This is a genomic window from Fodinicurvata sp. EGI_FJ10296, from assembly GCF_040712075.1.
Lineage (GTDB): Bacteria > Pseudomonadota > Alphaproteobacteria > DSM-16000 > Inquilinaceae > JBFCVL01.
The window spans coordinates 85,240-108,106 of sequence record NZ_JBFCVL010000005.1 but is presented as its reverse complement, the minus strand read 5'-3'; the positions used below and the strand labels follow the sequence as shown (position 1 = coordinate 108,106).

The 22,867-nt window shown below is 60.7% G+C and carries 18 protein-coding genes and 1 tRNA gene; 14 read left to right on the top strand and 5 right to left on the bottom strand.

Features of this window, described 5'->3' with window-relative positions; all coding sequences use genetic code 11:
• Positions 1 to 60 precede the first annotated feature (60 nt).
• Positions 61 to 4,305, top strand: a complete 4,245-nt coding sequence (locus tag ABZ728_RS11840) for a hypothetical protein (RefSeq protein ID WP_366656338.1) — start codon at positions 61 to 63, stop codon at positions 4,303 to 4,305.
• Entirely contained in the window at positions 4,302 to 5,357 is a 1,056-nt protein-coding gene (locus ABZ728_RS11835; protein WP_366656337.1) for a hypothetical protein, read from the top strand. The genes ABZ728_RS11840 and ABZ728_RS11835 overlap by 4 nt, the downstream gene beginning before the upstream one ends.
• Before the next feature lie 168 nt (positions 5,358 to 5,525).
• Here the strand turns inward: ABZ728_RS11835 and ABZ728_RS11830 are convergent.
• A tRNA-Ser gene (locus ABZ728_RS11830) sits at positions 5,526 to 5,616 on the bottom strand.
• Between the two features lie 163 nt (positions 5,617 to 5,779).
• Here ABZ728_RS11830 and ABZ728_RS11825 point away from each other — a divergent pair.
• The 8 genes from ABZ728_RS11825 to ABZ728_RS11790 all read left to right on the top strand — a co-directional run bounded on the left by ABZ728_RS11825 (position 5,780) and on the right by ABZ728_RS11790 (position 14,240).
• Positions 5,780 to 6,814 (top strand): lytic murein transglycosylase, encoded by a 1,035-nt coding sequence (locus tag ABZ728_RS11825; protein ID WP_366656336.1) that lies wholly within the window; start codon positions 5,780 to 5,782, stop codon positions 6,812 to 6,814.
• A gap of 33 nt (positions 6,815 to 6,847) precedes the next feature.
• On the top strand, positions 6,848 to 7,774 hold the full coding sequence (locus tag ABZ728_RS11820; protein ID WP_366656335.1) for a septal ring lytic transglycosylase RlpA family protein: 927 nt from the start codon (positions 6,848 to 6,850) through the stop codon (positions 7,772 to 7,774).
• A 53-nt stretch (positions 7,775 to 7,827) separates the two neighbouring features.
• Positions 7,828 to 8,973: a D-alanyl-D-alanine carboxypeptidase family protein gene (locus ABZ728_RS11815; protein ID WP_366656334.1), complete on the top strand. Its 1,146-nt coding sequence runs from the start codon at positions 7,828 to 7,830 to the stop codon at positions 8,971 to 8,973.
• A gap of 111 nt (positions 8,974 to 9,084) precedes the next feature.
• Positions 9,085 to 9,741, top strand: a complete 657-nt coding sequence (gene tmk, locus ABZ728_RS11810; RefSeq protein WP_366656333.1) for a dTMP kinase — start codon at positions 9,085 to 9,087, stop codon at positions 9,739 to 9,741.
• Complete coding sequence (locus tag ABZ728_RS11805) at positions 9,738 to 10,853, top strand: DNA polymerase III subunit delta' (protein WP_366656332.1); 1,116 nt, start codon at positions 9,738 to 9,740, stop codon at positions 10,851 to 10,853. Before tmk ends, ABZ728_RS11805 begins: the two co-directional genes overlap by 4 nt.
• Before the next feature lie 111 nt (positions 10,854 to 10,964).
• The gene (metG, locus tag ABZ728_RS11800) at positions 10,965 to 12,545 is read left to right on the top strand and encodes a methionine--tRNA ligase (protein WP_366656331.1); all 1,581 of its coding nucleotides are present in this window, start codon (positions 10,965 to 10,967) and stop codon (positions 12,543 to 12,545) included.
• 62 nt (positions 12,546 to 12,607) lie between these two features.
• Positions 12,608 to 13,459, top strand: a complete 852-nt coding sequence (locus ABZ728_RS11795) for a TatD family hydrolase (protein WP_366656330.1) — start codon at positions 12,608 to 12,610, stop codon at positions 13,457 to 13,459.
• 16 nt (positions 13,460 to 13,475) lie between these two features.
• Entirely contained in the window at positions 13,476 to 14,240 is a 765-nt protein-coding gene (locus ABZ728_RS11790) for an MBL fold metallo-hydrolase (RefSeq protein WP_366656329.1), read from the top strand.
• A 13-nt stretch (positions 14,241 to 14,253) separates the two neighbouring features.
• Here the strand turns inward: ABZ728_RS11790 and ABZ728_RS11785 are convergent, their stop codons facing one another.
• Positions 14,254 to 14,796: a hypothetical protein gene (locus ABZ728_RS11785; RefSeq protein WP_366656328.1), complete on the bottom strand. Its 543-nt coding sequence runs from the start codon at positions 14,794 to 14,796 to the stop codon at positions 14,254 to 14,256.
• 231 nt (positions 14,797 to 15,027) lie between these two features.
• On the opposite strand from ABZ728_RS11785, the gene ABZ728_RS11780 reads away from it, so the two are divergent.
• The 3 genes from ABZ728_RS11780 to ABZ728_RS11770 all read left to right on the top strand — a co-directional run bounded on the left by ABZ728_RS11780 (position 15,028) and on the right by ABZ728_RS11770 (position 18,584).
• On the top strand, positions 15,028 to 16,230 hold the full coding sequence (locus tag ABZ728_RS11780) for a PAS domain-containing sensor histidine kinase (protein ID WP_366656327.1): 1,203 nt from the start codon (positions 15,028 to 15,030) through the stop codon (positions 16,228 to 16,230).
• A 139-nt stretch (positions 16,231 to 16,369) separates the two neighbouring features.
• A complete protein-coding gene (locus ABZ728_RS11775; protein WP_366656326.1) occupies positions 16,370 to 16,942 on the top strand; it encodes a YceI family protein in 573 nt (190 codons plus the stop codon).
• Positions 16,943 to 17,075: 133 nt separating this feature from the next.
• Positions 17,076 to 18,584 carry a GNAT family N-acetyltransferase gene (locus ABZ728_RS11770; RefSeq protein ID WP_366656325.1) on the top strand — a complete coding sequence of 503 codons (1,509 nt, stop codon included), beginning with the start codon at positions 17,076 to 17,078 and terminating at the stop codon, positions 18,582 to 18,584.
• Between the two features lie 13 nt (positions 18,585 to 18,597).
• Here the strand turns inward: ABZ728_RS11770 and ABZ728_RS11765 are convergent, their stop codons facing one another.
• Positions 18,598 to 19,722 carry an FAD-dependent oxidoreductase gene (locus ABZ728_RS11765; RefSeq protein ID WP_366656324.1) on the bottom strand — a complete coding sequence of 375 codons (1,125 nt, stop codon included), beginning with the start codon at positions 19,720 to 19,722 and terminating at the stop codon, positions 18,598 to 18,600.
• A gap of 117 nt (positions 19,723 to 19,839) precedes the next feature.
• On the opposite strand from ABZ728_RS11765, the gene mazG reads away from it, so the two are divergent.
• Positions 19,840 to 20,685 (top strand): nucleoside triphosphate pyrophosphohydrolase, encoded by an 846-nt coding sequence (mazG, locus tag ABZ728_RS11760; protein ID WP_366656322.1) that lies wholly within the window; start codon positions 19,840 to 19,842, stop codon positions 20,683 to 20,685.
• Positions 20,686 to 20,790: 105 nt separating this feature from the next.
• On the opposite strand, the gene groL is transcribed toward mazG, so the two are convergent.
• Positions 20,791 to 22,458: a chaperonin GroEL gene (gene groL / locus ABZ728_RS11755; protein WP_366656321.1), complete on the bottom strand. Its 1,668-nt coding sequence runs from the start codon at positions 22,456 to 22,458 to the stop codon at positions 20,791 to 20,793.
• 63 nt (positions 22,459 to 22,521) lie between these two features.
• Positions 22,522 to 22,809 (bottom strand): co-chaperone GroES, encoded by a 288-nt coding sequence (groES, locus tag ABZ728_RS11750; protein WP_366656320.1) that lies wholly within the window; start codon positions 22,807 to 22,809, stop codon positions 22,522 to 22,524.
• Positions 22,810 to 22,867 lie beyond the last annotated feature (58 nt).

The following is a 22,867-nucleotide window of genomic DNA, read 5'->3' as shown; positions in this document are numbered from 1 at the left end:
CTTCTCCAATAAGACCAGGCGGCATTATGTTCTTTCAGCAGCGAGGACTGTAGGAGGGATTTGAGCGTGTCTTTTTTTGGAAGTGTATTCGAAGTCCTCATCGATCCGACAATTGCGGGATTTATTGGCGAGCCGGGCGGCAAAGCATTCGTTGGTGTAAAACAGGAAGCGATCTCTCGACTGGCCGGATTTACTGGTGTGCCGGGGAATCACGACATTGAGCGGGCGGTCCGCGTCGCCCAGCTTCAAGCCATGATCGTTAGTCTCAATGCTTACGAGAATTTGGTCAGTGCACTCGAGAAGATCGATACGCCGGTGGACCCCGAGCACAACCCAAAAGGTTTTATCAAAGAAACCAACCGACATATCAACCGTGTCTTCCGCAAACGAGCGACCGTTCAACTCGCCCCGGCGTTCTGCGCCCATGTACGCGAGTCGATTTCCCTCGACCTGGATCTTGGTGCCCGCGGCGAACGCGGAGACACGAAATCCGATGCTGTGACGCTCGACTTTGTCGTGGCCGAGTTTTGCCGCGCTGGCGGGCGCGAAGTTCTCCCTCCACGCTTTGGCAATCTGCTCTACCAGGGTGAGGGGGACTGTTTGCCCTGGATCGTTAACTATCGTGCCTTCCTGTGTGAGCAGGTCAAGTCGAATCCACGATTCGCAAGCATCCTTAACGCCACGATGCTGGAGGGTCTTCGTCGTGGGAACGTCGACCTGGCTGACGGCCAAGCGGAGATCGCCGAGAGTCTGCGCCGGGTGGCGCAGGATCAACAGTCGCTCATGGGAATGGTTGGCGATACTCTCGCGAGCCTGGAATCCACTGCCATTTTCATGACTGATCTCGCCGACCGGGTGGCGGCAGAAATTCTTGGTTTGCAGGACGGGATAGAGCGCAGCGTCGAACTGCTCGAAAAGCAGGAGAATACCCGCCTGCATATCAGAAAGAAAAAATTGTTCCGGAGTCCGTCCAGCGGCAGTGCTGGAGACAGCGAAGCCATGTCCGCATTTCACTACGCCCAGGCTGTGGATCCATTCGTTGGGCGCATCGACAAAGTACGCGAGATTGAAGCGGATCTTCTGGATGCAACGCTTGTTTGCGATAGACTGCCCCGGTTTCGGTGGATGGCACTGTGCGGCGAAGGCGGCAGCGGGAAGAGCCGCCTCGCCATGGCGGTTCTCGGTCGGAACTCCGACGCCTGGAAACATGCGGGTTTCGCCGGGATCGATGTAATCCAGAATCCGGAGAAGGTTTTCGAGGTCGGGCAAGTCCTGGAGGGTCCAACATTGATCGTAGTGGACTACACGGTCAATGCGAGGGCTGACGCCGACTTGCCGGGGTACATGAGGGCCTGGGCAGACTATGCAGACACTGAGCGGGCGCATCCGGTGTGCATCATTGTTATCACTCGCAAATCGAACGACATAATCCTTAACGAGATCCGCGGCATAGGGATCAATCCTCTTGCCGACATGTCGCTCGTGTCTGCCGCCGAGATCCCGGCGTCTCCGATGGTGCTTGGGCCGCTCACGGACGACGCAACGCTTCGTTTGATGCGCGCCCGCATCAGGATTACGGCGAACGAGATGCGGATCGAGCCGGTCGATCTTTCGGACGAGCAGCTATTGAGCAAGCTCGGAAGTTTTGATCCCCGCCGCCGCCCGCTCTTCGCAGCCATGGTCGCCGCGGAACTTCAGCGCGGCGCGCTGCCTGAGGCAGAGAGCAGCGAAGAAGTGAACCGCCTGTTGCTCTTTGGCCATTATCTCCAACGGCAATATGACAAGTTTTGGCTTCCACGGGCAACGGCGCTTTCCGAGACGACGCCAAGCGGCGTGGTGGTGCGCCATGCGAACCTTGTAAGGCTTGCGACGTGCTGCGGGGGACTCCCGGTCAACGATATCAGCTGCCGTGTTCCCGCAGCGGCTCCTGTCGAATCCTTTCACTTCCCGCAGCTTTCCGTCGCCGAGCAGTCTGGCGCGATCCGCAATCAGCTCATCTGGACGATGACAGGCGAACGCGTGCGCGTGGACGCCGACGACACCGAAGACGACTGGTTCGAAGCCTCATCTGTCGTGCCGACGCTGGAACCGGACCTTCTCGGAGAGCGGTTCTTCCTTATGATGTCGGACGAACTCCGGAATGCGCCGAACGCCTGGCAAACCCCAAAACGGCTCTCACATTTGGCCTGGAGGTGTGCGCCTGACGCGACCGCGGCATTCCTGAGGATGGCGGCCCAGGACTATCCGCTAAGGATGCACGAAATGCGTTGGCTACCACCGGCTTCGTCTGAAACAGACGAGCACGTTCTCAAAGCGCGAGCCCGCATGCTTCGCAACCTCTGCGCCGACATCGCCACCCGCTATGGCCCAGCGATGCCGACGGCCAGGGATCTCGGGCGCCTCTTCGATATCGTGGACGAGTTTGGCGCCGCATTGGTCGAACTCGCCAAGTCTGACCACGAAATGCGCGAGGATTACGGTCAAATTTTGCGCCAGGTCACGAACATCGCAGCACGTCTCGGGAACGCAGCGATCCCTTACATCGATCCGATCGCCGCTGTCGAAGATCCCATCACCGTTGTCGAAGATGAAGCGGGCGCGGCTCCGGCGGCCCGGGGCCTTACCGAAACCTTCTCTCACAGCGGGCTGGCCCCTGATGTCGAAGATGAAGAGGGCACGTCTGTGGCGCGGCCGGGCCTCGCCGCGACGTTTTCCCACAGCGGCAGCATCACTGACGCCTCGGCGCGGCTCGACGCTGACGACGGCCCGCCGCCCTTGCCGGAGGATCTTGCCGAAATTATCCGCGAACGCCTGCCACCGCTCCTCGACCGTGCGCGTCATTTTGTCCTGAGTCCCGGCCCTTATCTCGAACGTCGGCCTTTCGAGGCCGTGGTGGCTGAAATCCTTGGATCCGTCCATTTCCGTCACCGCGACAACCGTCGTTTTGGCGGCCGTTGGCCGTCTCCTCGTGACAAGGATTCCGAAGATGTTGTTTCCAAATGGCGCGAGCATGCCGAAACGCTTGCCGACGGCAGTGTCGATGACGTAGCCGTCATGGCCGGACTTATGAGCAGCATTTCCTATGCTGAGTTTGAGAGCACTGCCAGGGATTATCGGCGCATCTATGCGGCCACCCGTCGGGCACTCGATGAAACAAAGTCCGTGCACCCGATTTTCGCGGCTCGGATGGCCGCTATGCTTGGTAATTCTGTTGTCCATTCGCCGGATGCAGAACAGCTTACTGATGAAGAGCGGGCGCACATTTCAGATGGGCTTGATCTTTTCATGAAACTGATTGTGCTGGTGGATTTCAGCGAAACGGTGGCAGCCCAGCAAATGCGCCGAATGATCAGTTCTTTTACAACAACGACTTTCAAGTTTCTCATTCAGGCCCAAAAAACTTCTGATCCGCGCGCGCCCGAAGTAGCCGAGCGGTTTGCTCGGCTGCTTTGCAACACGCCGGAAGACACACCGCTGCCTTTGCATTTTCTTTCCGTGCTGACGAACCTGCCTGAAGACACCGATGCCGAAATCCTTGCAGAGCTTCACGACGCAATACGAACGCGTCTGGTCAACGGAGCCATCGACGGCCACAACTTTCGCTCCCCGAATTCGAGCGAACCGGTCGATCAGCTTTGCCAACTCGCATTCGGTGTTCCCCTGGAGCGTCTGCGCCTTCCGGAGAACCTTGCTTTCGACCTTCTTGTCGCACTCGATCGGGAGGTGGGCGCCAAGGCAACTCGCGCGGCACTGAAGGCAATCGCCAGTACGGTTGAGGCCGACGGCGAGGCTCGCGCCCGCGTCCCCATCGACCTCGCCCGCCGGTACCTCGCCCACGTCAAGGTGATCCATGGCTTTGACGGGCGCGATCACGTTTCCGCCGCCACCATGGCGGTCTGGGCTCACGACCTTCTCAGAGGTGATTGCGAGCGTGCGAAATCCGAGATCGACGCACTTTGGCGCGCCACGGGGGAGCCCGGTGCCGCACGCGGCCGTACCCTCGCGGTCTGGGGTGCAGCGCTGATGATCGACGCGACGCGGACGCCCGATGCCTTCACGGATAGCTGGTCGGGGCGGCTTCGCGAGATCGAACTCGTTTCCGGGGAACCGGACCTCTCCCGCTCCGCTGATGTCGGTTTGAGTGCCGATGGTGGCCTGGATGAAGGCGAGACGGAACGGTCCATTCACGAACATTCCAGTCACGAACATAATGAGGCACTCATCGACGCCTGCATGGCGGCGGCGCGCCTCCACGTGCTCAATGGCGGCGATCCTGCCAACTGGATGCAGGGAGATCTGTCATGAAAGCATCGTCTGCAATGAGGGTCGAGCGCGCCGTTGCCAAGGCGCTCTCCGAGCGGATCGTCGAGTCCACATCGTTCGACGACGCCCGAGCCGATCTCGCGACGCTCCGCGCCATCCATGCACGCACGCCGTCCGAGGCCCTGCCTCTCGCGATTGCCCGTCTCGTCCGACTCCTGGACGATGACGATCCGAAACGGGTTGGCCTGGTCGAGGAGGGAACGCTGGCACTTGAACAGGCTCGCGCCCTAACCTCACAGCAGTCTTCCGACGCTGCCGCGCGACAGTTCATGGTCCCGCCCCAAGCCTACACCGAAGTTCCGTCAATTGAGGTTGAACTGGCGCTCGACCCCAAACCGGATTGGCATCTTCCGCCTCCCTTTGCCGGCGACTGGGCTGACCTTGACGCTACCGCAGCAAGCGCCGCAGTTAATCGCGTACGTGCGGCTTTCCCACGCCCCTGGGGCGAAGGTGTCATTGAGGGTGTCCGCGCCGTTCGGCGTATGGTGATGTCCTGTTATCGGGGCTTCGACGCTGTCGAAGTGCTATTCCGTTTTGGTGATCGTGCACCGATTTCGCAAGTCGCACTCCTTGGTCCTCAAGTCGCTTTCTGGGTCACCGGAGTCTCCAATGGTCTTCACCAGCTCAATGCAATGCAGGCCGAGGATGGGCGGCCACACCTCGATATTTCCGACGAGCGACGTGCGATGGAGTATCTCCGCTTTTTCTGCAGCTCCGTCCACGGCGATGAGGGTCCATTTCGCATTGTCGAAGACATCACTACATTCAACGCTCACATGCAGGAGGGCTCCAGATACGATATCTCGCCCGACGCGTTCCAGTTTGAGGGACTGACCCGAGTCGAGGACGAGTCCGACGAAACCGCCTGGCTGACTGAGGTGCCGGTGCTTTACTCCAACGCTTTCTTTCGCAGTTCCTTCAAGATCAAACGCTCCGGAATGGTCGAAATGGTTGAAGACGAAGCTATTGCCGCCGATCTTCCTGCTATTCAGCAGATAATGCTGCGAGGGCTGCGACAGGTACGGGCCAAATGACGAGCCCGGTTCAGGTGGTCGCGGGCGTCTCAGCCGACCTTCACTATGGACCGGGGAGTGACCCTCGGGCAGCCCCGCCCCCGTGGCGCGGACAAAAATGCCTTCAGGCAATCGACAACCCGATTGGCAGGACATTGTCACCCCGCGATTTGACGCAAAAACGGAAAGTGGCGGATGGGGTGGGATTCGAACCCACGGTGGGCTATGAACCCACGCCGGTTTTCAAGACCGGTGCCATAAACCGCTCGGCCACCCATCCACTGCGTATCGCTAATCCCGGACGTACTGCCGCAGCGAACGCGCGCCCAGTTTCTAGCCCAGTCGTGCCCCCGGCGTCCAGTCCTCCAACTAGCATTTGTGATCGGCCGCCACCTGTGGCAACAGACGGGAATATTTTCGTTGTTCGGTTGCGCGAGGGGTCAATGAAGAGACGGGATCTGGTACGGGCGTCAGCATCGGCCGCTGCGCTGATCGCCATCGCCGGTACGGCCGGTTTGGCTGGCAGTCGTGAGGCGCGCGCCGATGCCTCGTTCGACACGTGGTTGGCTGCGTTTCGCCGCGAGGCGGCTGCGTCCGGGATCAGCAGCTCGACGCTTGACCGGGCGCTGGATGGCCTGAGTCCGGTGCAGCGGGTGATCGATCTGGATCGCAGACAACCGGAATCGCGGATTACTTTTTCGGATTATCTGGCTCGAACGATCTCGGACGCAAGAGTAGCCGAGGGCCGGCGACTAGGCGAACGATACCGTTCGCTGATCGAGGACGTGTCAGCCCAATACGGAGTTCAGCCGCGATTCATTCTGGCACTTTGGGGCATAGAGAGCAGCTACGGCGGCAACACCGGCGGGTTCTCGGTGATTTCCGCTCTGGCGACCCTGGCCTGGGAAGGCCGGCGAGGCGAATTTTTCCGAAGTGAACTCCTCGCCGCGCTCAGGATTCTCGACGAGGGCCATGTAGACACTGGAAATATGCAAGGGTCCTGGGCAGGTGCGATGGGGCAGAGCCAGTTCATGCCGTCCAGCTTCCACCGGTTCGCCGTGGACTTCGACGGCGACGGCCGTCGGGACATCTGGACGACCGAAGCCGATGTCTTTGCGTCCGCCGCAAATTATCTCGCCCAGTCGGGGTGGGATGACAGCATAACCTGGGGCCGCCGCGTCAGCGTGCCTGCGACGATCGATCAAAGCCAGGCGGATCTCGACGTAAAGCACCCTCTGAACCACTGGAACTCTGTGGGGGTCAGACGCGCTGACGGCACGCCGCTGCCGGATGCGTCGGTCGAAGCCTCCCTGTTGCTGCCAGAAGGGGTATCAGGGCCGGCCTTTCTGGTGTATGAAAACTTTCGCGTTATCCTTCGATGGAACCGTTCGACCTATTTTGCCACGTCGGTCGGTCTGCTCTCCGACCGCATCGGCCAATGCGAGGACCACGATGTCGGTCTTCGCTGCGTTCTTTAAACCCGATTTGAAACAGCGGATGGTTGAAAATCAATGCCGGTCAGTCAAAAGGGGGGCGTGAGCGCCCTTTCACTCTCCTCCTGTGCTGTACTCCTCGCCCTGACAGGCTGCACACTTTCCAACACACCGTCGATCACGGCCGCCGCCCCGGAAATCGGCATGGGCATGAGTGTCGGCGAATACTACTCATTGGACGGCGTCCGCTATTACGGGGACGGCGAGTACAGCCACACAGAGGTCGGCGAGGCGTCATGGTATGGAGCCGATTTCCATGGCAATCGCACAGCGAACGGTGAGATTTACGATCGGTTTGCACTAACGGCAGCTCACCCATCGCTTGACCTTCCGAGTATCGCGCGCGTCACCAACCTGAATAATGATCGATCTGTCATCGTGCGGATCAATGATCGCGGACCCTATGCCGGTGACCGAATCATCGACGTTTCGGAGCAAGCTGCGCGGCGGCTTGGGTTCGTCGCCGACGGCGTTGCCGAAGTGCGGGTCGAAGTGCTGCCCGAAGAAACCAATCTCGCCGCCCGCATCGATGACGAGGGTGGAGAGACCTTGCTTGCGGGTGTCGCCTCGGCCATGCGCCGCGGAAACAGCGGGCGTGCAACGGATGCGCTCGTCCGCGATGAAAGTGACGGCCTTTTGCAGGCAGCGGCACTGGCAGACGATGTCGAGGCCATGGACGCCGTTCGATCAGGAATGCGCCAACCTGCTTATGTACCAACATCCTTCTACGTCGAAGCCGGAACCTGGCTCATCCGCGAGAACGCGGAACGCGCGTTGCTGGAGATCCCGACCGCGGCGTCGCCCCGGATCACGTCACGGCTCGTCGAAGGCACATGGCTCTACAGGATTCAGCTTGGACCCCACTCAACGGTCAATGAAGCGGACGCGTCGGTAAGCCAGCTTCGCGAAGAAGGCCACACTGACGCCGTTATTGTCCGGAATTGATCGGTGTACGGCTAACTCAGAGGACGGACCACGGCGACAATGATGGTGGCGGAATGATGATGCGCGCCTTAAGCAGCGTTTTCGGGATCTTGATTGTCGTTCTGGCAGTTGCCGGACCGGCGTCGGCTCAGGTAATCGAGACTCAGGCCCGCCAGGCAATTCTGATCGACAAGACAACCGGCACAGTCCTGTTTGAAAAGAATGCTGACGAACGCATGCCGACATCGTCGATGAGCAAGGTCATGACGATGTATATGCTCTTCGAGGCCCTGGGTGACGGACGTCTGGCGCTGGAAGATCGGTTAACGGTCAGCGAGAGGGCATGGCGCAAAGGCGGGTCGAAGATGTTCGTCGAAGTGGGCGAGCAGGTTCGCGTCGAAGACCTGATCCGCGGCATCATTGTTCAGTCCGGCAATGATGCCTCAATCGTGGTTGCGGAAGCGTTGGCTGGATCGGAAGAAGAATTCGGCCGGCGCATGACCGAACGGGCACGCGAGCTTGGACTGGAGAGCACAAATCTGGTGAATGCGACCGGCTGGCCTGACCCCGATCACTATTCGACCGCGCGGGATCTGGCGCGGTTGGCTGAAGCATTGATCGACGATTACCCAGAGTTCTATGATTACTACGCAGAAACCGAATTTACATACGCAGATATTCGTCAGTCTAATCGGAATCCGTTGCTCTACCGAAATCTGGGGGCGGATGGCCTGAAGACCGGACACACCTCCGATGCCGGATATGGTCTTATGGCATCTGCTGAAAGAAATGGCCGTCGCCTGATCCTGGTCATTAACGGTCTCGAATCGGCATCCGCTCGGGCGGAAGAGGGGGAGCGCCTGATCGAATGGGGATTCCGGGAATTCGAGACCGAGTTGTTGTTCGACGCCAATGAACCCGTTGATGAGGCGTGGGTCTGGCAGGGCGACCCGGCGAGCGTTCCGCTGGTTGTCGGCGAGGATCTCTACCTGACGCGGCGGAGAGGTGCCGAAAGCGAGATGGCAATGTCGGTCCGCATTGAAGAACCTGTGCCGGCGCCGTTGACGGCCGGGGCGCATGTCGCCGATCTCGTCATTTCGATGTCAGGCGTTCCCGATCGGATCGTCCCTTTGGTCACCGGAGCCGAGGTTGGGCAACGAGGGTTTTTCGGCCGGATCGCGAGTTCGACCAGCTATTTCGTCATGAGCCTCGTTCAGTAGCGGTTCGATAAGCTTCGGGCACTGGGCACTGCTGCTGGCGTCATAGGCCGGCGAAATCGCGCGCATACCGTCTCTGAAATACCGTACCTTATGGAAACGGTTCCGGATATCATGACCGACCTGCTGAAGTTCATCACCTTCGAGGGCGGAGAAGGGGCCGGGAAAAGCACCCAGGCACGCCTTCTTGCGGACTGGCTGCGCGGCGCAGGGCACGAGGTTGTGCTTACGCGCGAGCCGGGCGGATCCCCGGGGGCCGAGCGTATTCGCACGCTTATCCTGACAGCGGATCCCCAGCCGGAACAACGGTTTGATGGCCTGACAGAAGCCCTGCTGCACGCCGCGGCCCGGCGCGACCATTGCCTGAAGGTGGTTATGCCGGCGCTCGATCGCGGCGCATTCGTTATCTCCGACCGCTTCAGCGACAGCACCATCGCCTATCAGGGCTTCGGTCTTGGTGTGCCGCTCGAAACCCTAACGCGGTTGCACGATCTCGCCGTGCCGCGGTGCATCCGCCCGTCGACGACATTCCTTCTGGAACTATCGCCTGAGGACGGTCTGGCCAGGGCGCGGCACCGCACGTCAACAAGCGGCCCGGCGATCGATCGGTACGAAGCGGAAGAACTTGAATTTCATCAGCGAATTGGCGTCGGCTTCAATGCAATCGCAGAGGCGGAGCCGAATCGCGTCCAGCGAATCGATGCCGGCCGCTGCGTAGATGAGGCCGAAGAATCCATCCGCAGCATCATCCGGTTTCGTTATCAGCCATGATGGCGTCGGACTCCACTGACACAATGGGGCTGCAGCCCCCGCACCGGTCGCATCACCTTGTCGGTCATGACGCGGCGTTGGCGTTGCTCGGCCGGGCGTTCATGTCGGGACGTATGCCTCATGCATGGATGATCTGCGGCCCGACCGGCATCGGCAAAGCGACCCTCGCATTCCGGGTTGCAAGATACATTCTTGCGCATGGTGGGTCGTCCGGTCACCGGGCGGATCCCGGGCGTTTTGATGTCGCGCCTGAGGCACCGGCAGCACGAAAGATCGGCGCCCATGCCCATCCGGATCTGCTAACGATCGAGCGCCCTCCGGTAAAGGCGGACGAGGGCAAATCCGTCGATGAAGAGCGGCGGAAGGCGCCGGAAATCCCTGTAGACATTGCCCGGCGAATTCCACCGTTCCTTCATCGAACTCCGGCAGAGGGCGGGTGGCGGATCGTCATAGTCGACGAAGCGGATAGCCTCAATCGCAACGCTGCCAATGCGATTCTCAAGGTCATCGAAGAACCGCCTCGGCAGGCTTTGATTTTCCTGGTATGCAACCGCCCCGGCGCCATGCTGCCGACGATCCGCTCTCGGTGCCGCCGCTTGTTGCTTTCGGCGCCCGGCACCGCAGATGTTGCCGACCTGCTCACCGGGTCAGATACGGTTCGGGACCGCCAACAGGCGATGGTCCTGGGCCAGTTGGCGGACGGCAGCCCCGGAAAGGCCATTGAACTTCACGAAGGCGATTCTGTCGGTCTGTTTCGGTCTTTGACCGAGACACTGGGGCAGGGCGCGCGGCTGGACATTCAGGCGGCAAGCCGTATCGCGGATCGCGTATCAAGGCCGGCTGCCGAAGCGGACTACCGCGCTTTCGAGACTGTAACGGCCCACCTTGTTTCGAGAATTTTGCGATCCGCGGCGACGGGACTAGGTGGGGCCGGCATGCTGGAGAGCGAGGAGGATATCGTTGCCGCCGGCGCCCGTGGCGGCCTTGATCCCTGGCTACAGGTGTGGGAAAAGATGGGCCGCTTGTTTGCGTCGGCGGACCGCGTCCATCTCGACCGTCGGCAAATCGCCCTGAACGTCATGATGATGCTGGATGAGGCGCTTCGCCGATAATTGAGGGTGCGATCCCGATGGCTCTTGCCTCCGGTAGCGCTCCTCGATGGCGGTCACAGCAAGCAGCATCGACACGGGGTCACCATTTCCCCTCTCTGGAGGTTTCCTATCATGGCGGATCGTTCCGCGCGCGACCGCAAGGCTTTCTACGTCACAACACCGATCTACTACGTCAATGCCCAACCCCATATCGGGCATGCCTATACAACGCTCGCCTGCGATGTGATGGCGCGATTCAAAAGGCTCGACGGCTTCGATGTGCGGCTTTTGACCGGAACCGACGAGCATGGCCAGAAAGTCCAGAAATCGGCGGCTGTCGCCGGTGTCGATCCGCAGGTCTTCTGCGATCGGGTTTCGCAGACGTTCCGGACCATGATTGCCGATATGAACGCCACACCGGACGATTTCATCCGGACGACTGAAGACCGACACGTCAAGGGCGCGCAGGCGCTTTGGCAGGCCATCGCATCGAATGGCGACAATATCTATCTGGACAAATATGCCGGCTGGTATTCGGTGCGCGATGAGGCGTTCTTTGCCGAAGATGAACTGAGAACCGACGAACAGGGTCGCCGGCTCGCGCCGAGCGGATCCGAAGTCGAATGGGTCGAAGAGCCGAGCTACTTTTTCAGGCTTTCGCAATGGACCCAGCCGCTTCTGGATTTCTATGCCAAGAATCCGGAGTTCATTCAGCCCCCCGGCCGCAGGAACGAAGTCGTGCGTTTCGTTGAAGGGGGGCTGCGCGACCTCTCGATCAGCCGGACCACCTTTGATTGGGGTATCCCCGTGCCTGGCGACGAATCGCACATAATCTATGTGTGGCTGGATGCGCTGGCGAACTATATCACCGCACTCGGATACCCGGACACGGATGGCGATCTCTACCGTCAATTCTGGCCGGCCGACGTTCATGTCGTCGGAAAGGACATCCTGCGCTTCCATGCTGTCTACTGGCCGGCGTTCCTCATGGCTGCCGGGCTGCCGGTTCCGAAAAGGATATTTGCTCATGGGCATTTGCTGAATCAGGGCGAGAAGATGTCCAAGTCCCTCGGCAATGTCATTGCGCCGGCGGATATCGCCGGGAAATACGGTCTTGACGCCATACGATATTTTTTCCTGCGAGAGGTGCCCTTCGGCAGCGACGGCGCGTTCAGCCACGAAACGATCGTCAACCGGATCAATGGCGATCTTGCGAATGACATCGGCAACCTGGCTCAGCGCGTACTGTCGATGATCGCCAAGAATTGCGATGGCACGGTGCCGGCTGTTGGCCGTTTCGAGGTGGCTGACACGGCGATGCTGGATGCCGCGGGCGCAGGGTTGCTGGAAAAGGTTCGTGGCGAGATTGACGCCATGGCCTTTCATCGCGCCCTTGAGTCCATCTGGGCGGTTGTCGGCGAGGCTAACCGGTACGTAGACGATCAGGCGCCCTGGAAGCTGCGCAAGGAAGACCCGGCACGAATGGCGACGGTCCTTTTTACCTTGGCGGAAGTGGTGCGGCGGCTTGCGATCCTTATTCAGCCGATCATGCCCGACGCCATGAAGACCATGCTCGATCAGCTCGCCGTTCCGGACGACCGACGGACTTTCGCCGATATCGATGATGAGGCGTCGATGCTCGCCACGGGATCAGCGCTCCCCAAACCCACGGGTGTCTTTCCTCGCTATGTCGACCCCGGCACGGATGCATGACCTGGACTCTCATGCTTCGGTATGGCGGATAAGGTGGAGGCAAAGAATGCGAGGAACGGCGTATGACGCTACTTGTCGATAGTCACTGCCACCTGGATTTCCCTGATTTCAACCCCCAGGCCAGGGCCGAAAAGGGGGAGCAAGGCGGGACCAAAGACGCGGAAACTCTGGACGTCTTCGTCAACCGTGCGCACGAGGCTGGCGTCGGTCACATGCTGACCATCTGCACCCACCCGGAACGGATAGCGGCGACCCACGCAATCATCGAGCGGTTTGCGTCCGTCTATGGGGCGGCCGGCGTCCATCCGCATGAAGCCGCCACACCCTCGGCCATGGCCATGACCGATGACGACATTGCCGCCCTGGCGGCGCATCCCAAAATTGTCGGGATCGGCGAAACGGGGCTCGACTTCTATTATGACCATGCGCCTAAGGCTGTACAGGAAGAGGGATTCCGCCGGCACTGCCGTGTGGCACGCCGGCTTGGTCTTCCGATCATTGTTCATACCCGCGATGCCGACGACGATACGATCCGTATCCTGACGGACGAGGCCCGAACAGAGGAGGGCGGAGCGGACCTGCCCCCGCTGACCGGCGTTATCCACTGCTTCAGCGGTGGTCCGGGTCTGGCCGAGGCGGCCGTTGATCTGGGATTCATGATCTCGTTCTCAGGCATCCTGACTTTCAGGCGCAGCGAAGAAATCCGGGCAATTGCGCAATCCGTTCCGATGGAAAACCTGTTGGTCGAAACCGACGCACCGTATCTCGCCCCGATGCCGAAACGTGGAAAACGCAATGAACCGTCCTATGTCGTCCACACAGCGCGAATTCTTGCCGAGGTAAAGGCCGTGGACTTCGATGACCTGGCCGCCGCAACGACGGCTAACTTCTTTCGATTGTTGGCGAAGATCTAACCGGGGAGCCAAGTTAATGCGGGTCACTGTACTGGGCTGCGGCGGCTCGCTGGGCGTACCCCTGAGCAACGGTGACTGGGGAACCTGCGACCCGGCAAACCCACGCAATCGTCGTTCCCGGCCATCGATCTATCTGGAGTCCGAGCAAACCCGGCTCCTGGTCGATGCCGGACCGGATTTGCGGGAACAAGCCGTAGCCGCCGGGATCCGGCGGATCGATGCGGTTCTTTTCACGCATGCCCATGCCGATCACATTCATGGTATCGACGACCTTCGCCCATTCTATTTCGCGCATCAGGGGCCGATTCCGGCATTTGCCGACGACGACACGCGTCGCCAGCTCGAAGAGCGGTTCGCTTACGCCGTCGACACGGTGACGATGGACCGGGGGCTTTATCGGCCGATCCTGTCTCTCAACGATATCGGCCGGTCATTTATCATTGGCGACATGATGTTCGACGCGTTCCATCAGAACCACGGTCCGGTCGAAACGATCGGATTTCGATGCGGCAACTTTGCCTATTGCACGGACGCCGCAATTCTGCCCGAAGCCGCGTTCGACGTTCTTCATGGTGTTGATACCTGGATCGTCGACGCGTGCCGGGAAAAGCCGCATCCCAGCCACGCTCACCTGGAGCGGACGCTGGAATGGATCGAGCGTGTGGAGCCGCGGCGCGCCTATCTGACCCACATGAATCATACCATGGACTACGACAGGCTGATGGCCCGATTGCCGACGGGCGTCGAGCCGGCCTATGACGGGCTTGTACTGGATATCTGAGTCCCAGGCGTTCTTAGGACGAGGCGGGCCGGGGGTCTGTAACACGATCGCCGCTTTCGACGCTCAGACGCGTGATCCGATCGTCAGCTGTGACGAACAGCAGATCGTTGTCCGGTGTCGCATAGACTTCGGCGCAGCCTTCGGCACCGAAGTCCGGAAGTTCGGTACACACCCGGCTGTCGCTGTCGAGCGCCCATCGGCCGGTATAGATGTCGCCGCCGGATATTCGGCCGGTAACGGTTCCGTCTGCCGCGTAGAACTCCTGAAACGGTCCGTGATTCAATGTGTTATTCGCGACGATGGCCAGAATGTCACCGGATTCCAGCTGCCTGGATTGGTCCAGCAGCGCGCCGTCGGCAGCTTGGCGATCGGCATCGAGTGAGGCAGTCTGTCGGGATTCTTCGCCGGCGTCGCCAAGCAGACCGGCACAGCCGGCCGTCATTCCTGTAGATGCCAACAACACGAGAACCAGACCGGCGCTGCGCCAGCCCAGACGCTGTTTATGCGGATTGGCCAGTGGATCGCCTTGAACGGCCATGAAGGTTTCGATGCGCATAAGCGGAATATCTCCTGATCAGGCTTGCGGTCGCACAGAACCGTATCCCACAATCGAGCCGGGTCAAGCTACCCTCTTCCAATAAGCGGCATTATTTTCCATAATATACATTATCCGACTTAAAACATATCCACGCCGGGCGAACATTCGATATATATCCAACGGCCTTGCTGCATTAATCCGGCCCAGGAGCTATAATATAATTAGCTTATTTTGACGCCGGATTGGCCCATGACGACAGATCCACAAACAGACGACAGTACCTCAGAGCTCGGCCGCAGCCGCTGGTCGCGGCATCAACGCTATGAAAGCATCTTCGCAAATGCCGTCGAAGGCATATTCCTGACGGAACTTGACGGGCGATATGTCGAGGTCAATCCGGCCCTCGCCCGTATCCACGGGTGCGACTCTGTGGATGATTTCCTCGCAGCGTTCCCGTACTCGACGAGGATCTATGCCGACCGTGATGATCGCGAGCGTCTCGTCGCCATGATTCAACGCGACGGCGAAGTCCGCGATTATCGCGTTACGGCCGTCCGCAAGGACGGCAGCCTGCTGCTGATGTCCGAGACTTCGTGGCCCGTTCGGGACGAAAAAGGCCGGATTCTCGGCTATGAAGGTCTCGTGGAGGATGTCACCGACCTGGTGCGTGCCGAACGTGCGGTTCTGGCAGCGAAGGAAGAAGCCGAGGCGGCCAACCGCGCCAAGTCGGAGTTTCTCGCCAATATGAGCCATGAGCTGAGAACCCCGCTCAATGCGATCATCGGGTTTTCCGAGTTGCTGTCAGCGGAAGTCTACGGACCACTCGGCAATGAACGGTATCGGGAGTATATCGGCGATATCGAGGCCTCGGGCCGTCACTTGCTCGAACTGATCAACGACATTCTCGATCTGGCAAAGATCGAGGCCGGTCGCTATGACCTCGCCCTGGCCCCGATCAGCATCCCGGAGATTACCAGTGCATGCGCGCGGCTGGTGGCGCCGCGGGCCGAAGCGGCGGGGCTGTCGCTCCGGACATCGATTGCCGATAACTGCCCTACCCTCTACTCCGATCCGCGCGTTCTCAAGCAGATCATTCTCAATCTGCTGTCCAATGCCGTCAAATTTACCGATAGCGGCGGGATGGTCGAGTTATCCGTTACGATCCTGTCCGGTCCGAATTCCCTGTTCGACGCGCCGGACACGATCCGGATTGCCGTACGTGACAGCGGCATTGGAATGGAGGACATCGAAATTCCGAAAGCCATGGCCCATTTCGGCCAATTGGACTGTACGCTCGCCAGAGAGTATTCCGGAACCGGTCTCGGTCTGCCGCTGGCAGCGTCGATGGCGGAAATGCTGGGCGGTCGGCTCTCGATCGAGAGTAAAAAGGGCCTTGGAACCGTAGCCTCGATCGCCCTGCCGATTCAGGCACAGGGGCATCCTGTCTCGTGACAGGCAACACTGCATTTCCCCGAGACGTCTTTGTCGCCCGGCAGAAATGCCTCATCCTCGGTAACCTGACTCAGGTCGGGCTGTTTCTGCCCGAATTCCAGCCGTCCACGACCGATCCACGATATCAGGAGATATTGCCATGATCCGCCTTGCGTCCCTCGCGACAGCGACGACTGTCTTGCTCGCCGGTTCCGCCTTTGCCAATTGGGACACCGATCTGGCGCATACGACCGTAATGTTCGAAGTCGACCACCTCGGCTTCTCCACGACCATCGGCACGTTTTCCGACGTTGACGTCACGTTCGACTTTGATGAATCAGCGCCCGAGGGGACCTCTGTCACAGCCGTAATCGGTACGGCCAGCGTGTCGTCGGGCCACGAGCCACGAGACGAACACCTGCGGCGGAGCGACTTCTTCAATGTGGAAGCATATCCGACCATGACGTTCGAATCCGAATCGGTGGAAGTCACAGGCGATGATACTGCCCTGATGCACGGTACGTTGACGATGCTGGGACAGACGAACGATGTCACGCTCGACGTCACCCTTAACAAGCTGGGCGCGAACCCGTTCGGCGGTCCCGATAGTGCCGGCTTTTCCGCCACAGGAACAATTGATCGAACGGATTACGGGATGGATTTCGGCGCACCGGCGATCGGAGCGGATGTCCTTATCCGCATTGAGTTCGAGGCAACGCGCGCTGAAGAATAGGGTCAGACGACGGATGACGGAGTCTCGTCAATAGACGGGTTGCCAATGACCCTCCCCCTGCTGTTCCCTCTTCCGGCGGCTGCTGCTGAGCACTCTGCGGGTAGAATGTTGGCAACAAAGGAAGGTAGGGAAAATGAATGACCGAATGACGGTTCGGCACGACGAACCGATGGTCATCGGCATCGCTGGCGCCGGTCTCATCGGCGCCAGCTGGGCGGCGCTCTTCTCATCCCACGGGCACACAGTTAACGTCTATGACCCGGCAGATGACGTTCGCGACCGGTTCTTCGAACGACTGGCTCAGGCGCGGGGCGACCTGGCCCGTCTCGGCCCGATCGGCGATGGTTCGGTCACCTTTACCGCCTCTTTGGCAGAGGCCGTCGCCGGGGCTGATCTCGTCCAGGAATGCGGACCAGAAGCCGTTGATCGCAAATGCGCGCTTCTGGCGGAGATATTGTCGGCGACCCGGACGTCGCCGAATTCAGGGCCAGATTTCGCGCCACACGCCGAACCGGACTTCGGTGGCTGTCCGGTGGTGTCGTCCACCTCCGCACTGCCCCATGCGGCCCTGACCGCGTCGATGACAGTTGCCGATGCCAAGCGCATTGCAATCGGCCATCCGTTCAATCCGCCGCATCTCGTCCCTCTGGTCGAAATCTACTCGCCCTCGGACGGTGTCGCGTCCTTTCTTGACCACTTCTACCGCTCACTCGGCCGAGAGCCGGTACGCCTGAAGCGGTCGCTGCCGGCGCATGGCGCCAACCGACTGGCGACGGCGCTGTGGCGGGAGGCTGTCCATCTGGTGGCCGAGGGCGTCGCCGATGTCGAGGATGTCGACAATCTGCTGCGCCACGGGCCCGGCTTTCGCTGGCGCGTGATGGGGCCATTCCTGACGTACCATCTGGGTGGCGGTGATGGGGGGCTGCAGGCCTATCTCGATCACCTCGGTGACAGCCAGGAGGCCCGTTGGCAGACTCTCGGGACGCCGACCCTGGATTCAGATACCCGCGCCAAACTCGTCGCCGGCATGAATCGGGCGGTGCGCGGACGCTCTGTGGCCGAGCTGCAAGCGGAGCGGGACGAGCGCTTCCTTGAGATGCTTGGTCATGCGCCAAAGGACAGCGCCGGAACCGGCAACGAGATCCCGGACCTCGCAGGTGACGTTCCCGCGATCGACGCCGGTCCGGCCCGGCCGGACGAATCCCGGGCAATTGCCGCCATGATCGCCGATCTCGCGGAATTCGAGGGAAAGGCGCTTGATCAGGCGCCTTCGCCCGAAACGGTCCGCGAATGGCTTTTCGGAACGAAGGCGACACTTGCGGTTCTCGTCGCCCGGGAGAACGGCACGCCCGTCGGATATCTGGCCTGGTTCCGGGGTTTTTCCCCGTTCAAGGGCGGTGCGACACTGATGGTCGAGAACCTGTTCGTCCCGGAAAGCCACCGCGGCCGCGGCTTCGGCCGCCTTCTGATGAAGGCCGCGGCACGGACCGCGCTCGGCCTCGGAATCCGGCGCATGGAACTTACGGTTCGGGCCGACAACGGATCGGCCCGGACCACATATACGCGACTTGGGTTCCATGCGACGGCCGAAGAGATACTCCGGATACAGGATGCGGATCTCGACAAGCTGGCAGCGGACTGAAGCTCAGGTCGTCCTACCGAAAACGGGCCGGGGCGACAGCGTCGGGGTCGACGCCGGCGCGGCGCAACGGCTCGGGAATATCACGGCCGTATAAAAGCGCCCGCGCCAGATCCGCGGCGGCGGGTGACGTCTGGATGCCGTAGCCGCCCTGCCCGGCCAGCCAGAAAAACCCGTCCACCTCCGGATCGGGTCCAATGACCAGACTTCCGTCAGGCGAGAAGGTCCGGAGTCCAGCCCAGCTATGCTCGACCCGGCGGACGGTCAGGTCGAGGTCCGTCTGGATCCGATCGATGGCGACAGCTATGTCCCATTCTTCGGGCGCGGCATCACAGGGTGGGGTCGGTGTTGCGTCGATCGGTGAAACCATCAGCTTTGTCCCGGCTTCCGGCCTGGCATACCAAGTGTCCCGGGCATCGTTCATCATTGGCCAGTCGGCGATCTGATAGCCGGTAGGGCCATCAATGATTACTGCGGTCCGCCGCTTGGGCACGAGCCCGATTGGTGCAGCGCCAAAGGCGCCGGCGACTTCGTCCGCCCAGGCACCAGCGGCGTTGACGATGACAGGGGCCGACACCTCCTGGCCATCGGCCGTTGGCACTGTCCAGAGTCCGTCCCGGCGGCGGATCGTGGCCTGGACCCGGGCATTCAGATGGACCAAAGCCCCTGCCCGGCGCGCCCGGCGCAGAAAACCCTGATGCAGGGCCGCGACATCGATGTCCTGTGCGTCCGGTTCATAGTTCGCCGCGGCTACGCGTTCGGGCTTGATGATCGGTACAAGGTCCCTTGCTTGCTGCGCGGTCAGCCGCTCGACAGGAACCGATGCTTCTCTGGACATTCTGTCCAGTATGCTCTCGTCACCGGGGCCCGCAATCACAAGGACGCCGCGCTTTCGGACCAGCGCGGTCCCCGCAAAGTCATCCGGAGGTTCACGAAAAAACGCGCCGCTGGCATGGGTCAGGCACCGAACATCCGACGGGCCATAGTTGGTGATGTACATCGCCGCCGAACGGCCAGTGCTGTGATAGCCAGGATGGGCCTCCTGCTCGATCAGCGCCACACGGGCCTCGCCAGCCAGCGCGGCGGCGATGGATGCCCCCGCGATGCCGGCACCGATCACGATAAAATCCGCCGTCGCCATGGTTTTCTCCGCGTTATATGCCTGTATCGGTGGCGTCTGCCAAATCAGGCTCTACCATGATAAAAGAGCCTCTGCCATTCGCCGAATGTCTCCGGTAAACGATCGGGATCTATCTCCATGTCCGAAGAAGACCAATCTCCCGCCGACCCGAACCGGATCGGCGACCCGCTTGGCCGGTTGCTGGCGATCATGGACCGGTTGCGCGATTCCGCGACGGGATGTCCCTGGGATCTGGAACAGACCTTCGCGTCCATCGCCCCGCATACGATCGAAGAGGCATATGAAGTCGCCGACGCGATCGAGCGCGGTTCCATGGATGATCTGCGCGATGAATTGGGTGATCTGCTGTTTCAGGTCGTCTTTCACAGCCGAATGGCGCGCGAGGCCGGCGCGTTCGGTTTTGCCGACGTGGCCCGCACGATCGGCGACAAGATGATTGCCCGGCATCCGCACATATTCGGCAACCAAACCATCGCGTCGGCCGAGGCCATGACCGGGCTGTGGGAGAAAATCAAAGAGGACGAGCGACGCGCAAAGGCTGGCAACGGCCCTGCCCGCACTCTGGACGGCGTAACCAAGGGTCTTCCGGCCCTGACGCGCGCCGTCAAACTGCAACGACGCGCGGCCCGCGTCGGCTTCGACTGGGATACGGCACCGCCGATCCTGGCGAAACTTCGCGAAGAGTTGGAAGAATTGTGCGCTGCTCTGGAATCGGGTTCATCTGCTGCGACGGCCGAGGAAATCGGCGATCTGTTGTTTACCGTGGCCAATCTCGGGCGGCACCTGGGAATTGATCCCGAGGCGGCGCTACGGGGATCCAATGCGAAATTCGAGCGGCGGTTTGCCCATATCGAAGATTGTCTCGACCAGATCGGACTGACACCGGCCGAGGTCGATCTTGAGACGCTGGACGGCTATTGGAATCAGGCACGCAGCATCGACAAGGCTGGCGAGGCAAGCTAGCCCAGGCAAAGACGAGACAAAAAAACAGGGGCACCATTTGGTGCCCCCGCTTCTTCTGGAGTATGGCGTACCTTGCGGTACGGCCAGGCGTCGAGTGACGGGCGATTAGAAGCCCATGCCACCCATACCGCCCATGCCGCCCATTCCGGCCATGCCGCCACCGCCGGCGCCGGCGCCGCTGTCGTCTTCCTTCTGCGGATGGTCGGCGACCATCGCTTCGGTGGTGACGAGCAGACCTGCAACGGATGCAGCGTTCTGAAGGGCCGCACGAACGACCTTGGTCGGGTCGATCACACCGGCCTTGATCAGATCTTCGTAGGTCTCGGTCGCTGCGTTGTAGCCGAAGTTCGCTTCCTTCTGCTCCATCAGCTTACCCACGACGATCGAACCGTCGACGCCCGCATTGGTCGCGATCTGGCGGATCGGCGCTTCGAGCGCGCGGCGGATGATGTCCATCCCGACGCGCTGATCGTCGTTCTCAGGCTTCAGACCAGCCAGGACACGGGAAGCGTAAAGCAGCGCAACGCCGCCACCCGGGACGATGCCCTCTTCCACGGCCGCGCGGGTCGCGTGCATGGCGTCGTCGACGCGGTCCTTCTTTTCCTTGACCTCGACTTCAGATGCGCCGCCGACACGGATAACGGCAACACCGCCAGCCAGCTTGGCCAGACGCTCCTGCAACTTTTCACGGTCGTAATCGGACGTGGTCTCTTCGGACTGGGCCCGGATCTGACCGCAGCGGGCTTCGATGTCCGCCTTGTTGCCGGCACCGTCGACGATCGTGGTGTCGTCCTTGGTGATCGTCACCTTCTTGGCGGAGCCGAGCATGTCGAGATTGACGTTTTCCAGCTTGATGCCGACGTCTTCCGACACGACCTGGCCACCGGTCAGGATCGCCATGTCTTCCATCATCGCCTTGCGACGATCACCGAAGCCCGGGGCCTTGACGGCTGCGATCTTGAGACCGCCGCGCAGCTTGTTGACGACCAGCGTCGCCAGGGCTTCGCCTTCGACGTCTTCAGCGATGATCAGCAGCGGACGGCTCGACTGAACGACCGATTCAAGAACCGGCAGAAGGGCCTGAAGGTTGGACAGCTTCTTTTCGTGGAAAAGAATGTACGGGTTGTCCAGCTCCGCCTGCATCTTCTCGGAGTTCGTGACGAAGTACGGGCTGAGATAGCCGCGGTCGAACTGCATGCCTTCGACGACTTCGAGCTCCGTGTGGAGACCCTTGGCTTCCTCGACCGTGATCACGCCTTCGTTTCCGACGCGTTCCATGGCCTGGGCGATCATCTCGCCGACTTCCTTCTCGCCATTGGCAGAGATGGTACCGACCTGGGAGATCTCGCTGTTCGTCTCGACCTTCCGCGAGCGCGACTTGATGTCGGCGACGACGGATTCGACGGCCGCATCGATGCCGCGCTTGAGATCCATCGGGTTCATGCCGGCAGCAACGGCCCGCACGCCTTCGCGCACGATGGCCTGCGCCAGAACGGTCGCCGTACTCGTGCCGTCACCGGCGAGATCGTTGGTCTTCGAGGCCACTTCGCGCAGCATCTGCGCGCCCATGTTCTCGAATTTGTCGGTCAGTTCGATTTCCTTGGCGACGGTAACACCGTCCTTGGTCGTCCTCGGCGCGCCGAAGCTCTTGTCGATCACGACATTGCGGCCCTTGGGGCCGAGGGTAACCTTGACGGAGTTCGCCAGAATATCCACACCGCGCTGCATGCGGTCGCGGGCATCGATGCCGAATTTAATGTCTTTTGCGCTCATAGCCGTTCTCTCTTCTCAGTCTTGTGCCGCAGAATCTTGGAAGAATGATGGGTCGGCGACAATTTATTCCAGAATGCCCATCAGATCGGATTCGCGCATAATCAGGTAGTCAGCGCCGTCCATCTTGACTTCGGTGCCGGACCATTTGCCGTACATGACCCGGTCGCCGGCTTTGACGTCGAGCGGATTGACCTTGCCGTTGTCGTCGCGAGCGCCGGGGCCGACGGCGACCACTTCACCCTGCATGGGCTTTTCCTTGGCGGTATCGGGAATGATGATGCCGCCCTTGGTAACTTCGTCCTGTTCGGTCGGCTTGACCATTACGCGATCGTGGAGAGGCCTGAAAGCCATGCGGTGTCGCTCCTTTGGTTGGATTGTGGGCACATTGCGGTTGCCTGTTAGCACTCAC